A 13,674-nucleotide genomic window follows, 5' to 3' on the forward strand; every position below is an offset into this window, starting at 1 on the left:
GACCAGCACGTGCCCCACGTCCGCCTCAGCGGCCTATGGCTGGAGCAACTGGGCTTTGCCATCGGCACCAAGTTGCGCATCACCGCCAGCGAAGGGCAGCTGCTAATGGAGGTGTTGCCGCCGGTGGAGGTGCCGGCCAAGGCGCGCAGCGTGCGGCGATGATGGTGCGGGTGACAGAGACCTGCGATTGACCTCAGTGCCGCATGCCACTAGCGTCGCAGCCACACCAGCGCAAAACGGACGCTTCATGATCGCGCGCCCCCTCTACGCCTTGCTCGCCACCCTGGCTCTGGGAGCTTGCGCCCACGCGGCGGGCGGCGCAGCTCCGGCAACCGTCACGGAGATATCCGCCCTGAGTTCATCCAGCCCTGCCACTGTGCCGCCTGACAAGCCCACTGCGGAGGGTTTGCTTGGCCACCTGCTTGCGTTGATCAAAGGCAGCCAGACCATTTCCGACTTCACTCCCGAGCGTCTGAAGTCGGCAATGGGGCAGGTCGTTCAATTCGTAAAAGACGATGAACGCCTATTACCGTGCTTTTGGCCGGCTCACCAAAGAGTGGAGCTACGGCTTTGGTGTTGATGAAACCAAACTCGATGGACGCTGGTTTGAATTCCGTTTTGATCGCAATTTGGCCGGTGCATCGCCTTCAATGACCGAGATCTGTCGTCTGGACTTCGACCGCTTCACCCAGCAGCTTGAGCTAATGGGATTTGCGCGTGAGCGCAACATCGTCGAAGACGGCCGCTGGATGAGTGATTTCTTTACGCGTCGGGGAATGCGAGTAGAGGTTTTTCCGCGTGGTGAGGCTGCGGAACCGCAAGCGTTGGTAGCACACAAATGCGTCGAATGGGTCTACATCCGTTAAGTCCAAGGAGCGGATATGTCACTCAGTCCTGATGCTTTGAAAGTTCTGAATGATTTCGGCAATGAGCCTGGAGTTACCAAGTGTCACGTCGACCAACTGCCAGAAGCCTTGCGATTGACCTCAGCGCCCGATGCTACTAGCGTCGCAGCCACACCAGCGCACAACGGACGCTTCATGATCGCGCGCCCCCTCTACGCCTTGCTCGCCACCCTCGCTCTGGGCGCATGCGCCCACACGGCGGCCACCCCAGCCCCGGCAACCGTCACGGAGACATCGGCCATGCGTTCCTCATCCGAATCCAAAGTCACTCCCGCTGGCAGTGAACCCAGTGGGCCGATACGAACGGCAGAGGATGCGCTCACCCGCATACTTGCATTGATTCAAGCTATTGATGGACTGGACGATCTGACACCTGACTACCTGCAGTCCAAAATGGGGGTCCCGGTGACGCGTGCGGCAGCTGATCCCAAGCGTTACGGCGCCAGTGCTCCGCTTACCAGTGAGTGGGGTTATAGCTTTGGCATGGACCAGACGCCTACTGCGGGGCGCTGGTTCGAGTTCACTTTTATTCCAGCGCAAGCAGGTGCTTCCCCGTCCATGACGGAGATCTGCGGGATCGATTTCAATACGTTTACCAAGAAGCTGGAAAACATCGGGTTTGTACGTCAACGCAACATGGTGGAAGACGGCCGCTGGATGAGTGATTTCTTTACGCGCCCAGGAATGCGAGTAGAGGTTTTTCCGCGAGGTGAAGCTGCGGAACTGCAAGAGTTGGTAGCGCACAAATGCGTCGAATGGGTCTACATCCGATAAGCTGAGGTAGCGGACATGTCACTCAGTCCTGGAATTGTCAGGCCTCATAAAGCAATGCGTGCATAGGGCATTTGGGGTTGTGGAGAGGCGTGCATGACGCGATGACATTGAAAAACTGTCAAAATTCCCCCTGCAGCACCAACACTTATTGGAGAAAGGCCGTGCCCCTTGCAAACGATCGAATGCGCTTTGCACTCACGGCATTGATTACCTGCCTGATCGCTGGCTGCAGCATGCAACCGCCGCCTGCAAACGTGCCTATCGCAAAGGAGCAGATAGAGATGAGAACGGTCGTCCCGTTGGTACGGAGTTTGACCCCACATGATCGTGGGCCTACGGAGCTGGAATTCGATGTGCCCGCACTGCCCGACGACGCGACCCCGCCCATTTTCATCGGTGTGCGGATCACCGGTGTCGATCCAACTGCCGTCTCCCAAAGTGCTGACAGGCTGATTAGCGCTGGTGTTTCGGCCGAGCTCCACTTGGAGCGTATTGAACCATCCGGCCCGGTCTCCGTGGAATTGCAGCGTAGTCAGCGTGTGGGAGTAGGTCAGCAGGCGTCCATTCCCTTGTCAGCTGATGGTATAGCTCCTGGTCTGTTCGCTTTTGATGCGGACGGTACGACGCTGCAGGACGCCGGTTTGTCTACTGAGCAGACCGCATCCAGGGAGTTGGCATTCGGCTACAGCAATGCTGTCCAGCCAGGCCGTTATCGGCTCAAACTGCGCTTTAATCGGAACGCCGAGGCCCTGGTTGCGGCTAATGCGCAACTTCTTGTCGCTTACACCTACAAAGGAAAGTGAGGGGAATGAGCATGGATGATCATGGAAGGCGCTATGCAGTCACTGTCTACGTCGCTGCCGCAGGTACGCCGTTGATGGCCGGAGGCACATCCTTCGGTGGCCATATGTACTACTCGATTGACGACGGAACGACTGTCAAAAGTTATGGGTTCTCGCCCATCAAGCATGGCGAGGCTAGCGGGCCAGGAAAAGTTTCGTTCAATGACGTCGATACCTACCAAAAACCATATTACTCACGCACGATGGAGATCGATAAAGCGCAGTATGAAAAGCTGGAGGCCTTCGGCGCGGCCCCTGCTAAGCACGGGTTCAATATGGAATATCACGGTGCTAAAAACAGTTGTATCGACTTTACATGGGATGCGCTCAATCACGCTGGACTGCACCGGAAGACAAAAGACGGAATCGATAAAGGCTTCGATGGGGATATCAGGCCCGTAGAAAACGTGGATGATATCAAGAGCATTTCTGCTCCTTTTCCTAAAAGTGAATTGAATAAGGAGCACATCAATCCGAAGCCTAAGCAGGAACTTTGGCAGAAGGTGATTGGTGAGACGCAGCCGCCCGGTGAGCAGGTATCTCCACTACAGGAAGCAACACAGCTCGCGAGAGTGCTGCCAGCAGATCCGCTGCATCACCAAGCAGAAGAGGCCGTTCGCCGCCTTGAGCAAGGTCTCGGCCGCGAATACGACGACAACAGCGCACGGCTGGCAGCAAGCAGCGCGTATTTAGCTAAAGAGAACGGGCTGTCGCGGATCGATCATGTCGTGCTGAGCGAGAACACCAAGTCCGTGCGGCAGGGCGAGAACGTTTTCGTTGTGGAAGGCGCGTTGAACGATCCCGCTCACAAGATGGCGCATATGAAGACGAGCGATGCGATTGCGCAGCCCGTCGAGCAATCCTTGGCGCAATTGCAGGCCTTGGGCGAAACGCAGCGCCAACAGCAATCCCAGCAGCAGGAGCAACAGCGAGATCAGTCGATTGCGCCTCAGCACCGGATGGTGTGAGGGCTAGTGAAATAACGGTTCGAAATAACGGTTCCAGGTTCAGTTCCACGGCAGCCTGACCGTCGCCAAACCATCGCGCCCGTGCCTGCGCGCGTAGCGACATAGATCGGCAGCGATGCTGGTAGTGAAACAACAACGGCCGCAGTACGCAGCCGCTGTTGTTAGATCAGGCATCCAGGATCGTCTTCCCGATTCCCGATTCCCGATTCTCAAATCCCCAATCCCGAATCCCGAATCCCCAACCTCAATGATCGCTGGAGCGCAGCCCATCCACATCCAGGATCAGCGCCATGCGGCCGTCGCCGATCAGGGTGGCGCCGGCGTAACCAGGCAGGCCGCGCAGGGCACGGGGCAGGGGCTTGATCACCACTTCCTCGCGGCCGCGGACCTGGTCCACCACCAGGCCGAAGCGGGTTTCGCCGGCCTGCAGCAGCACCACGGTCAGCAGCGGCGGTTGTTCGGCGGGCACGCCCAGCCAGCGGCGCAGGTCGATCAGCGGCAGGGTGTGCGAGCGGCGATCCAGTACGGCGCGGCCGTCGAACCAGCCCAGCGAGGTCTGCGGTGCGTGCAGCACTTCGACCACGCGCGCCAGCGGCAAGGCGTAGACCGCTTCGCCGGCCTGCACCAACAGCGTGGGCAGGATGGCCAGAGTCAGCGGCACGCGGATCATGAAGCGGCTGCCGCGGCCCAGTTCGGACTGGATCTGGATCTGCCCGCTGAGTTCGCGGATACGCGACTGCACCACGTCCATGCCGACGCCGCGGCCGGAGATGTCGGTGACTTCGGCCTTGGTGGAAAAGCCCGGCATGAAGATCAGATGCAGGCACTCGTCGGTGCTCAGGCGGGCGGCGGCTTCGGCGTCGATCAGGCCCTTGTTGCGTGCGATCTCGCGCAGACGTTCCGGGTCGATGCCGGCGCCGTCGTCCTGGATTTCGATACTGACGTAGTCGCCTTCCTGCTGCGCCGACAGGCGCACATGACCACTGCGCGGTTTGCCGGTGGCTTCGCGCAGGGCAGGGGACTCGATGCCGTGGTCGATCGCGTTGCGCACCAGGTGCACCAGCGGGTCGGCCAGGGCTTCGACCAGATTGCGATCGAGCTCGGTTTCGGCGCCGATCAGTTCCAGCTCCACTTCCTTGGACAAGGTGCGCGCCACGTCGCGGGCCACCTTGGGGAAGCGGGCGAACACCTTGCTCACCGGCTGCATGCGGGTGCGCATGACCGCGGTCTGCAAACGTGCGGTGGCGATGTCCAGCGTGCTGACCGCGCGGTCCAGTTCTTCGTCGCGCAGCCGGGTACGCAGTGTCTTGAGACGGTTGCGCGAGAGCACCAGTTCGCCGATCAGGTTGACGATGGCGTCCAGGCGCTTGGTATCCACGCGTACGGTCTGTTCGGCTTCGGCGCCGCCCTTGGCGGCACCCTTCGGTGCGGCCTTGGCGCCCGGCGCCGGCGCGGCATGGCCGTCGTCGTGCGAAGGCGCGGCGGCCGCTTTAGGCGCAGCCTTCACTGCCGGCGGGCCGCTCTTGGCATCGAATTGCGCAATCAGCGAGGCCGGTGCATGCGGCACGGTTTCGCCCGAGCCCATCGCATCCAGCATGGCCTGCAGATAGTCCAGCGACTGCTGCGCGGCATCGAAGTGATGCGCCTGCAGCACCGCCTGGCCCGAGCGCGCCATGCCGAGGGTTTCTTCAGCGGCGTGGCACAGCTCCACCATGGGCTTGATCGCCAGGAAGCCGGCGCCGCCCTTGAGCGTGTGGAAGCCGCGGAACACCGCGTTGAGCTGGTCGGCTTCGTCTGGCGCCTGTTCCAGCGACACCAGCTGTTCGCCGAGGCGGTCCAGGATTTCCTGGGCCTCGACGATGAAATCGGCAGCAATATCGTCTGGAACAGCACTCATGGTTACAACCCCAATCCGGACAGCAAATCGTCGGCGTCGTCCTGCGACACCGCGTGACGGTCCAGGCCCTTGATTGCAGGACCGGCCAGACCGCCGTCGTCTTTCTTCGGCTCGGTGTTCTTGGGCGGCAGGCCCAGCGCACCGAAGCCTTCATGCACGCGGCGCACGATGCCGGCCACGCGGCGGATGATCTGCCCGCTGAGGTCCTGGTAGCTCTGCGCCAGCGACAGTTCGGTGAGGTTATGCCGGATCTGCTCCAGCAGCACACCCTGGTCCTGATTGAGCCCGCCGTCGCGCAGCTGATTGGCCAGCACGCGGCATTCTTCCACCAGGTCCAGCGTGCGATGGCTGGCCTTTTCGGTCATTTCCACCACGTGGTCCAGACGCGAGCAGGCATCGTCCAGTTCGCCGGCTTCCTCGGGCACGGTGGGCAACTCGCCCAGCGCCTGGCCGAGTTCGCGCGCGAGCCGGCTCAGGCTCTGCATCATCGGGCGCGTGCGCAGCGCGGCGAGGTGATCGACCTCGCGACGCCAGGCGACCTGGTCACCGCTTTCCAGTGCATCGAGCGCGTTCTGCAGGCGCTCGATCAACGCGGCACGTTCGGCATCGGTTTCCACGGTGGCGTTCATCAGGCGGTCGCCGCCAGACGTTCGAACACCTTGCCCAGCTTTTCTTCCAGCGTCTGCGCGGTGAACGGCTTGATGATGTAGCCGTTCACGCCGCACTGCGCCGCTTCGATGATCTGCTCGCGCTTGGCTTCGGCGGTCACCATCATCACCGGCAGGTGCTTGAGCTTGGCGTCGGCGCGGATGTTGCGCAGCAGGTCGATGCCGGTCATGCCGGGCATGTTCCAGTCCGTCACCACGAAATCGAACGGGCCCGCGCGCAACGCGGCAAGTGCGCTGTTGCCGTCTTCGGCCTCTGCGGTATTGGTGAAGCCGAGATCCGCCAACAGATTCTTGACGATACGTCGCATCGTCGAGAAGTCGTCCACGATCAGGATCCGCATGTTCTTGTTCACATCAAGCTCCTAACGCTAAAAATTACGCGAAAAAATTAGTCGTCAATTTCGACACCGGCATCGGCCAGTTCGAAGACTTTGAGGCGGCCGCGCAGACGCACCACGGCCTGGCCATGGATCTGGCAGACGCGCGACTCGCTGACACCGAGCACGGCGCCGATTTCCTTCAGGTTCAATTCCTGTTCGTAGTACAGCGACAGCACCAGCTGCTCGCGTTCGGGCAACTGGCCGATGGCCTTGCCCAGCTCGCGGCCGAATTCGCCACGCTCCATCATCTGCTGCGGGTTGGGGCCACCCTTGGCGGTGGTGTCCAGCTCGCCGTGATCTTCGATGCGCGATTCCAGGCTCAGCACCTGGCCGCGTGCGGCATCTTCCATCAGGCGCAGGTAGTCGGGCAGCGGCATTTCCATCGCGGCGGCCACCTCGGTGGCGGCGGCGGCGCGGCCGGTGTTCTGCTCGATCTTGCGCACCGCCGCGGCGGCGTCGCGGGCGCGGCGGTGCACCGAACGCGGTACCCAGTCGCCGCGGCGGATCTCGTCGATCATCGAGCCGCGGATGCGGATCGAAGCATAGGTTTCGAACGAGGCGCCCTGTTCGGAGTCGTAACTGCGCGAGGCCTCGATCAGGCCGATCATGCCGGCCTGGATCAGGTCGTCCACTTCCACGCTGGCCGGCAGACGCGCGGCCAGATGGTGGGCGATGCGGCGGACCAGATCGGCGTGCTGGGTCACCACGTCGTTGGCGTTGTTGCGCTGCACGGCGCGGTACTGCGCGCTGGCCGTGGTTGCGGTAGCGGTGCTCATGCGGCCACTCCACGTTGGATGATGCGTTCGACAAAGAACTCGACGTTGCCGCGCGGCACGGTGGGAGCCTGCCAGCGCGAGGTACGGCGTGCGATTTCGGCAATGGCCTGCGCCGACGGACTGGCGGGGTAGGCCTTGATGACCGGCTGCTGGCGCTGCACGGACAGGCGCAACCAGTCGTCCTGCGGCACGTGGCCGAGATAGTTCAGCGACACGTCGCCCAGGAACTTCTCGCACACGCGCGAGAGCTTGTCGTACAGCAGGCGGCCTTCGTTGGGGTCGCGCACCATGTTGGCGATGATCTGCAGGCGGTCCACGCCGCGTTCGCGCGAGAGCACCTTGATCAGCGCGTAGGCGTCGGTGATCGAGGCCGGTTCGTCGCAGACCACCACCACGGTGTCTTGAGCGGCCTGGCAGAAGGTCAGCACGCTGTCGGTGATGCCGGCGGCGGTGTCGATGACCATCACGTCCAGGTCGCGTTCCAGTTCGGAGAACACGTTGACCAGGCCGATGTGCTGGGCCGGGGCCAGTTCGGCCATGTGGCGGCGACCGGACGCGGCCGGCACCACCAGCACGCCGCCGGGGCCTTCGATGATCACTTCATCCAGCGTGCAGCGGCCGGCGATCAGGTCGGCCAGGGTGTACTTGGGCGAGAGTCCCAAGACCACATCCAGGTTGGCCAGGCCCAGGTCGGCGTCCAGCAGCAGGGTGCGCTTGCCCATGTCGGCAAGCGCCACCGCCAGGTTGGCGGAGATGTTGGTTTTCCCTACGCCGCCCTTGCCGCCGGTCACGGCAATGGTGCGCACCGGGCCCAAGGGCTCGGGACGGGTCGCCGACAGGGGGAAGGCGTTGGTCAGCTTGGCGTATTCACGCGACTGCATGGTTGTGCTCCGGAGTACAGGGCTTATCGGCAGCGCGCCGTAAATCTTCAAGACGAAGAACGAGACTGGCGGCATTGGCGCGGTGCAGGTCGTCGGGGACCCGCTGTCCGTCAGTCACCCAGGTGATGGGCATTTGGTGGTCGACCACCACCGACAAGGCGCTGCCGAAGCGGCCGGTCTCGTCGAGTTTGGTCAGCACCACGCCTTGGGGCTTGGCGTGGGCGAAGCGGCGCACGACCTCGTCGAGGTCGGCAAAATGGGAGTTGGCGGGCAGCACCAGCAGCGACGTCACCTGCTGGGCGGCGCGTAGCCAGTTCAGCTGGGCGGCCAGGGCGCGGTCGCGCTGGCCCATGCCGGCGGTATCGATCAGCACCAGCTTGTAGTCGCGCAGGCGCTCCAGCAGCTCGAGCAGGCTCTCGGCGCTGTCGGCCTCGTGCACGGCGATACCGAGCTGGCGGCCGTAGCTGTGCAGCTGCTCGCGGCCACCGACGCGCAAGGTGTCGGTGGTGACCAGGGCGACGTCGCGCGGGGCATGCTGGGCGGCGAAGCGTTGTGCCAGCTTGGCGATGGTGGTGGTCTTGCCGGCACCGGTCGGGCCGACCAGGGCGATCACGCCGCCGCGTTCCAGCGGGTCGATCGGGGCCACCGGCAGGCGCTTGGACAGCAGGCCCAGCATCAGCCCGCGCCCACGGTGCAATTCGGTATCGGCCGGGATCTGCATGGCGACATCGCGGGTCAGGCCGGCATCGAAGCCGTAGTCGTCCATCAGCTCCAGCGCCTGCGCACGCACCGGGGAGCCCCGCAGGCGCTCGTCGGTGAGGCGGTTCATTTCGCGCTCGATCATCTGCCGCATCAGCGCCAGTTCGCCACGCAGCTGCTTGAGTTCTTCGTCGTTCTGGGGGGCCGGCGCGGCGGCAACCGGAACCGCAGCCAGCGCGGCGGGGGCGACGACGACCGGCGGCAACGCGGCCGGCGGCAGGATCTGCGGCAGCGCCTCGTCCAGGTCGAAGTCGGCTTCGTCGTCGAATCCATCGTCGTCCTGCCCGTGCGCGGCGTAGGCCGGGGCGGCGAGCGCTGCGGCAACCACCGGGGCCGGCGCCTGCACCGGAGCGGCCTGTACGGCGGGGCGCTGCACCGGGGCGGTGGTCAAAAAGTCGGCGAACAGCTGTTCCGGCACGGCCGACAGCGCGTGTTCCTGACGCTGGACAACCGGGGCGGCGACGTCCTGCACGGCCGGCATCGGCGCAGCGCTGCGGATCGGGGTGGCCACCGGGGCCTGACGCGGCACGCCGACCGGCTGACGCAGGGCCATGGCGGCGATCATGTCTTCGGCGGCATTGGCAACGCGCTGGCGGTGGCTCATGCCGGTCTCGGTTGCCGGCTTGAGCGGTGCATGCACCGGTGCGGCAGGGCGGGCGGCGGGCTGCACCGGCTGTGCCGGAGCCTGCTGCACGGGTGCCTGCTGCGGCGCAGCGGCGTGGGTGGCCGGCGCGTCGGAGCGGGCGGTTTCCAGTGCCCGCTGCACGAGTTCTTCGTCGTAGTTGCTGGCGGCGACGATCTCGATGCCTTCAGCGGTGCGGCGGTTGGACAGGATCACTGCATCCGGGCCGTGCTCTTCACGCACCATGCGGAATGCGGTGCGCATGTCCGGGGCAACAAAGCGTTTGATCTTCATGCCACATGCCTCCAGGAACGGGACCCGCCGGACGCCGGACGGGTGCGCGATGAATGTGGGTGTGTTGCCAGCGTCATGAGTTGCCTGTCCCGTTCGGTTGTTCCAAGTCCTGCCATCCGCCCCGCAGCGGTGGTGCTGTCTGCGGTCTCGCCAGAGCTAATGCACGCGGCGTGCCAAAACGGCGGTGCCGGGGTTCCGGCGCGGGAGGTTGGCGGATCGGGACGGGGCAAGGCTGGGCATCCGATCCGCGCCGAGGATTTCAAATCATTGGATTGATTGATTTTTCTCGGAGCGGCGAGGCGCTGGCATCACCGATGCGGGTCGAGACGCCGGCGGGCCGGACGTCGCGCCTGGAGCGCTTGGGACACCTGGAGACGGCCGGCGTCGTGCAATCGATTGGAGGTCCACACCAGTGGCGACTTTCCGACGCCGGGTGTGGTGGTCGGTCGCCAGCCTGCAGCGAGCGCTGGCTGGCATGACGGCCTGGCGCACGGATAGGTACGTAGGAGTGCACTCGGGCGCGACGGGCTGTCCCGGTAAAGCAGTCGCGCCCAGGTGCGCTCCTACGAGGTGCGTTCGGCTCAGCTGATCGTGCCGACCAGCTTCAGGCGTTTGTCTTCCGGCACTTCGCTGTACGCCAGCACCGACAGGCTCGGCACGCTGTGGCGGACCAGGCGGGCCAGCGCGGCGCGGACCTGGCCGGGTACCAGGACCACGGCCGGTTCGTTGCGGGCTTCCTGCTTGCCGACGCAATCGGCCAGGCTCTGGTGCAGACGCTCGGCCAGGCCGGGCTCCAGCGCCACGCCGTTGCCGTGGGTGGATTCCTGCAGCACGCGCTCCAGCTGCGGGGCCAGGGTGAACACCGGCAGTTCGGCGGACATGCCGGCGATCTCCTGCACGATGAAGCGGCCCAGCGAGGTCCGCACCGCGGCGGTGAGGGTGGCCGGGTCCTGGCTGTGCGGGGCGTGCTCGACCAGCGCTTCGACGATCTTGCGCAGCTGGCGCACCGGGATGCGCTCGATCAGCAGGTTCTGCAGCACGCGCACCACCACCGACAGCGGCAGCGCCTTCGGGGTGAGGTCTTCCACCATCTTGGGCGCGGTCTTGGCCAGGGTCGCCAGCAATTGCTGCACTTCCTCGTGGCCGAGCAGTTCCGGGGCGTGTTCGCGGATCAGGTGCGACAGATGCGTGGCCACCACGGTGGCCGGGTCGACCACGGTATAGCCCATCGATTCGGCGTAGGAGCGCTGGTGCGGCTGGATCCAGGTGGCATCCAGGCCGAACGCCGGGTCCTTGCCGGGAATGCCGTCCAGCTGGCCGAGCGCACCGCCCGGGTCCAGCGCCAGCTCGCGGTCGGGGTAGATCTCGGCCGTGGCCACCGGTACGCCGTGCACCAGCAGGCGATAGGCGTTGGCCGACAGCTCCAGGTTGTCGCGGATATGCACCGGCGGCACCAGGAAACCGATGTCCTGGGTGAGCTTGCGACGCACGCCCTTGATGCGCGCCATCAGTTCGCCGCCCTGGTGCTTGTCCACCAGCGGGATCAAGCGGTAGCCCACTTCCAGGCCCAGCGGGTCGATCGGGCGCAGTTCGTCCCAGCTCAGCTCCGCGCTGGCCTGTGCGGCAGTGGCGGCGGCCGCCGCCTTGGGGTCGCTGGCGGGGTCGCCGGTCGGGGCGACGACCAGGCTGCGCTTGTACATTTTCCAGGCGATCACGCCCAGGATCAGGCCCAGCGTCAAAAACGCGACGTTGGGCATGCCCGGCACCAGGCCGACCAGGCCCAGGATGGCCGCGGCCACCGCCAATGCGCGGTGCTGGCCGAACACCTGGCTGATCATGGCCCCGCGCATGTCCTGCGCACGCGAGGCGCGGGTCACCAGCAAGGCCACCGAGGACGACACCAGCAGGGCCGGCAGCTGCGCCACCAGGCCGTCGCCGATCGACAGCAGGGTGTAGGTGGAGGCGGCATCCACAAAGGTCATGCCGTGCTGGAACATGCCTACCGCCATGCCGCCGATGAGGTTGATGAACAGGATCAGGATGGCGGCGATGGCGTCGCCGCGGATGAACTTGTTGGCACCGTCCATCGCGCCGTAGAAGTCGGCTTCCTCGCGCACTTCCTCGCGGCGGGCCTTGGCTTCCTCGCGCGTCAGCAAACCGGCGTTGAGGTCGGCGTCGATGGCCATCTGCTTGCCGGGCATGGCGTCCAGGATGAAGCGCGCGGTCACTTCCGACACGCGTCCGGCACCCTTGGTGATGACCACGAAGTTGATGATGGTCAGGATCGCGAACACCACGATACCCACGGCGTAGTTGCCGCCGATCACGAACTGGCCGAAGGCCTCGATCACCTTGCCGGCCGCGGCATGGCCGTCCTGGCCGTTGATCAGGATCACGCGGCTGGAGGCGACGTTCAGCGCCAGCCGCAGCATCGTGGTCATCAGCAGCACGATCGGGAAAATGGTGAATTCCAGCGGGCGCTGCACGTACACCACCGCCAGCAGCACCATCAGCGAGATGGCGATGTTGAAGGTGAACAGCGCATCCAGCACCGGCGCGGCCAGCGGCACCATCAGCATGGCCAACATGGCCATCAGCGCCAGCGGCGCGCCCAGGCCGTTGCGCAGCAACTCCATGACGCGGCGGGCATTCATCGGGGCGGGCTGGGCGCTCATGCGCTGGCTCCCTTGCCGAACTCATCCACGTCCAGCGACGGCAATTCCGGCATCGGACCGCCGTTCCAGCCGCGCAACTGGTAGACGTAGGAGAGCACCTGGGCCACGACCGAATAGAGTCTCACGGGAATTTCCTTGCCGATTTGCGCTTCTCTATACAAGGCGCGTGCCAAAGGCGGGGCGGTGACGATCGCCACCCGGTGTTGTTCGCAGGCTTCGCGGATGCGGAAGGCCATTTCGTCCACGCCCTTGGCCACCACGATCGGGGCGCGCATCTTGCCGCCTTCGTACTTGAGCGCCACCGCGTAGTGGGTCGGGTTCATCAGCACCACGTCGGCCTTGGGCACCGCTTCCATCATCTGGCGCTGCGACATCTGCATCTGCATCTGGCGGATACGGCCCTTCACCTCCGGGCTGCCCTCGCTCTCCTTCATCTCGCGCTTGATCTCCTCGCGCGTCATCTTGAGCTTCCGCATCCAGTTCCACTTCTGGTAAGGCGCGTCGATGGCGGCCAGCAGCACCAAGGCGCCTGCGGTGTAGAACAGCAGGCTCTTGGTGAACTGCAGGCCGTTGCCGACGGCCTGTTCCAGCGGCTGGTTCACCAGCGAGCGCAGGCCGTGCAGGTTCTTGGAGATGCACAGCCAGGCCGCCAGGCCGACGAACAGCAGGCGCAGGATCGACTTGACCAGCTCGGCCAGGCTGTTGCTGCCCCACATGCGCTTGATCCCGTTGTCCGGGTTGAGCTTGGTGAGGTCGGGCATGATGGCCTTGCCGGAAAAATGCAGGCCGCTCATCAGCAGCGGGCCGGCCAGCCCGGCCAGCAGGCAGACGCCGATCAACGGCAGCATCACCCACAGCAACTGCATCAGCAGGTCGCCGAAGTGGCCGAACAGCGCCATCGGGTTCTCGCGCATCCTCGGGTCGGGGCTGAGCGCGGTCTTCATCCACACCGCCGCGCCATCGCCGATGCCGCCGGCCAGGGCCATCAGGCCGAACACGCCGGCGCCGAACACCGCCGCTGTCGACAACTCCCGCGATTGCGGAATGTTGCCTTGCTCACGTGCCTCGCGCAGGCGTTTTTCGGTGGGAAGCTCTGTACGCTCGCCGCCGTCTTCGGACTCGGACATGGAGGTGCCGGTGGGGGATCAGATCGGTCTGATGCAAGTTGTGTTCCTCAGAACGGGATTGGGGAATCGGGATTGGGGAATCGCAAGAGCGGGTGGCTGGGCGCGG

The 13,674-nt window shown here is 64.6% G+C and carries 12 protein-coding genes and 1 pseudogene; 5 read left to right on the plus strand and 8 right to left on the minus strand.

All coding sequences use genetic code 11. The annotated features are described in order from the left end of the window. The 5 genes and pseudogenes from Y887_RS19450 to Y887_RS16910 form a co-directional block, all read left to right on the plus strand. On the plus strand, positions 1 to 162 hold a 162-nt coding region (locus Y887_RS19450), incomplete at its 5' end, for a SymE family type I addiction module toxin (protein WP_157004341.1). A gap of 85 nt (positions 163 to 247) precedes the next feature. Beyond that, positions 248 to 866, plus strand: a pseudogene (locus Y887_RS21485) (hypothetical protein). 174 nt (positions 867 to 1,040) lie between these two features. Beyond that, positions 1,041 to 1,679 carry a hypothetical protein gene (locus tag Y887_RS16900; RefSeq protein ID WP_046965455.1) on the plus strand — a complete coding sequence of 213 codons (639 nt, stop codon included), beginning with the start codon at positions 1,041 to 1,043 and terminating at the stop codon, positions 1,677 to 1,679. 101 nt (positions 1,680 to 1,780) lie between these two features. Beyond that, entirely contained in the window at positions 1,781 to 2,482 is a 702-nt protein-coding gene (locus Y887_RS16905) for a hypothetical protein (RefSeq protein WP_104612405.1), read from the plus strand. Positions 2,483 to 2,586: 104 nt separating this feature from the next. Continuing rightward, positions 2,587 to 3,489, plus strand: coding sequence for an XVIPCD domain-containing protein (locus tag Y887_RS16910; protein ID WP_046965456.1), 903 nt, complete (start codon positions 2,587 to 2,589; stop codon positions 3,487 to 3,489). 244 nt (positions 3,490 to 3,733) lie between these two features. On the opposite strand, the gene Y887_RS16915 is transcribed toward Y887_RS16910, so the two are convergent. From Y887_RS16915 to flhB, 8 genes are all read right to left on the minus strand, one after another. Beyond that, positions 3,734 to 5,386: a chemotaxis protein CheA gene (locus Y887_RS16915; protein WP_046965457.1), complete on the minus strand. Its 1,653-nt coding sequence runs from the start codon at positions 5,384 to 5,386 to the stop codon at positions 3,734 to 3,736. Between the two features lie 2 nt (positions 5,387 to 5,388). Beyond that, positions 5,389 to 6,015 carry a protein phosphatase CheZ gene (locus Y887_RS16920; RefSeq protein ID WP_046965458.1) on the minus strand — a complete coding sequence of 209 codons (627 nt, stop codon included), beginning with the start codon at positions 6,013 to 6,015 and terminating at the stop codon, positions 5,389 to 5,391. Continuing rightward, complete coding sequence (cheY, locus tag Y887_RS16925) at positions 6,015 to 6,407, minus strand: chemotaxis response regulator CheY (RefSeq protein WP_014507662.1); 393 nt, start codon at positions 6,405 to 6,407, stop codon at positions 6,015 to 6,017. Before cheY ends, Y887_RS16920 begins: the two co-directional genes overlap by 1 nt. 35 nt (positions 6,408 to 6,442) lie before the next feature. After that, positions 6,443 to 7,210 carry an RNA polymerase sigma factor FliA gene (locus Y887_RS16930; protein WP_005918198.1) on the minus strand — a complete coding sequence of 256 codons (768 nt, stop codon included), beginning with the start codon at positions 7,208 to 7,210 and terminating at the stop codon, positions 6,443 to 6,445. After that, positions 7,207 to 8,091, minus strand: coding sequence for a MinD/ParA family protein (locus Y887_RS16935; RefSeq protein ID WP_010374294.1), 885 nt, complete (start codon positions 8,089 to 8,091; stop codon positions 7,207 to 7,209). The genes Y887_RS16930 and Y887_RS16935 overlap by 4 nt, the downstream gene beginning before the upstream one ends. Then, positions 8,078 to 9,766, minus strand: coding sequence for a flagellar biosynthesis GTPase FlhF (flhF, locus tag Y887_RS16940; RefSeq protein ID WP_046965459.1), 1,689 nt, complete (start codon positions 9,764 to 9,766; stop codon positions 8,078 to 8,080). Before flhF ends, Y887_RS16935 begins: the two co-directional genes overlap by 14 nt. 581 nt (positions 9,767 to 10,347) lie before the next feature. Then, on the minus strand, positions 10,348 to 12,420 hold the full coding sequence (flhA, locus tag Y887_RS16945) for a flagellar biosynthesis protein FlhA (RefSeq protein WP_181113358.1): 2,073 nt from the start codon (positions 12,418 to 12,420) through the stop codon (positions 10,348 to 10,350). A 17-nt stretch (positions 12,421 to 12,437) separates the two neighbouring features. Continuing rightward, positions 12,438 to 13,568 (minus strand): flagellar biosynthesis protein FlhB, encoded by a 1,131-nt coding sequence (gene flhB, locus Y887_RS16950; RefSeq protein ID WP_046965461.1) that lies wholly within the window; start codon positions 13,566 to 13,568, stop codon positions 12,438 to 12,440. Positions 13,569 to 13,674 lie beyond the last annotated feature (106 nt).

The organism is Xanthomonas pisi DSM 18956 (assembly GCF_001010415.1).
Classification (GTDB): domain Bacteria; phylum Pseudomonadota; class Gammaproteobacteria; order Xanthomonadales; family Xanthomonadaceae; genus Xanthomonas; species Xanthomonas pisi.

Coding starts and splice junctions, on each gene's coding strand:
- Y887_RS16900 (WP_046965455.1), top strand. CDS start 1,041: ATGATCGCGCGCCCCCTCTACGCCTTGCTCGCCACCCTCGCTCTGGGC.
- Y887_RS16905 (WP_104612405.1), top strand. CDS start 1,781: ATGACATTGAAAAACTGTCAAAATTCCCCCTGCAGCACCAACACTTAT.
- Y887_RS16910 (WP_046965456.1), top strand. CDS start 2,587: ATGTACTACTCGATTGACGACGGAACGACTGTCAAAAGTTATGGGTTC.
- Y887_RS16915 (WP_046965457.1), bottom strand. CDS start 5,386: ATGAGTGCTGTTCCAGACGATATTGCTGCCGATTTCATCGTCGAGGCC.
- Y887_RS16920 (WP_046965458.1), bottom strand. CDS start 6,015: ATGAACGCCACCGTGGAAACCGATGCCGAACGTGCCGCGTTGATCGAG.
- Y887_RS16930 (WP_005918198.1), bottom strand. CDS start 7,210: ATGAGCACCGCTACCGCAACCACGGCCAGCGCGCAGTACCGCGCCGTG.
- Y887_RS16935 (WP_010374294.1), bottom strand. CDS start 8,091: ATGCAGTCGCGTGAATACGCCAAGCTGACCAACGCCTTCCCCCTGTCG.
- flhF (WP_046965459.1), bottom strand. CDS start 9,766: ATGAAGATCAAACGCTTTGTTGCCCCGGACATGCGCACCGCATTCCGC.
- flhA (WP_181113358.1), bottom strand. CDS start 12,420: ATGAATGCCCGCCGCGTCATGGAGTTGCTGCGCAACGGCCTGGGCGCG.
- flhB (WP_046965461.1), bottom strand. CDS start 13,568: ATGTCCGAGTCCGAAGACGGCGGCGAGCGTACAGAGCTTCCCACCGAA.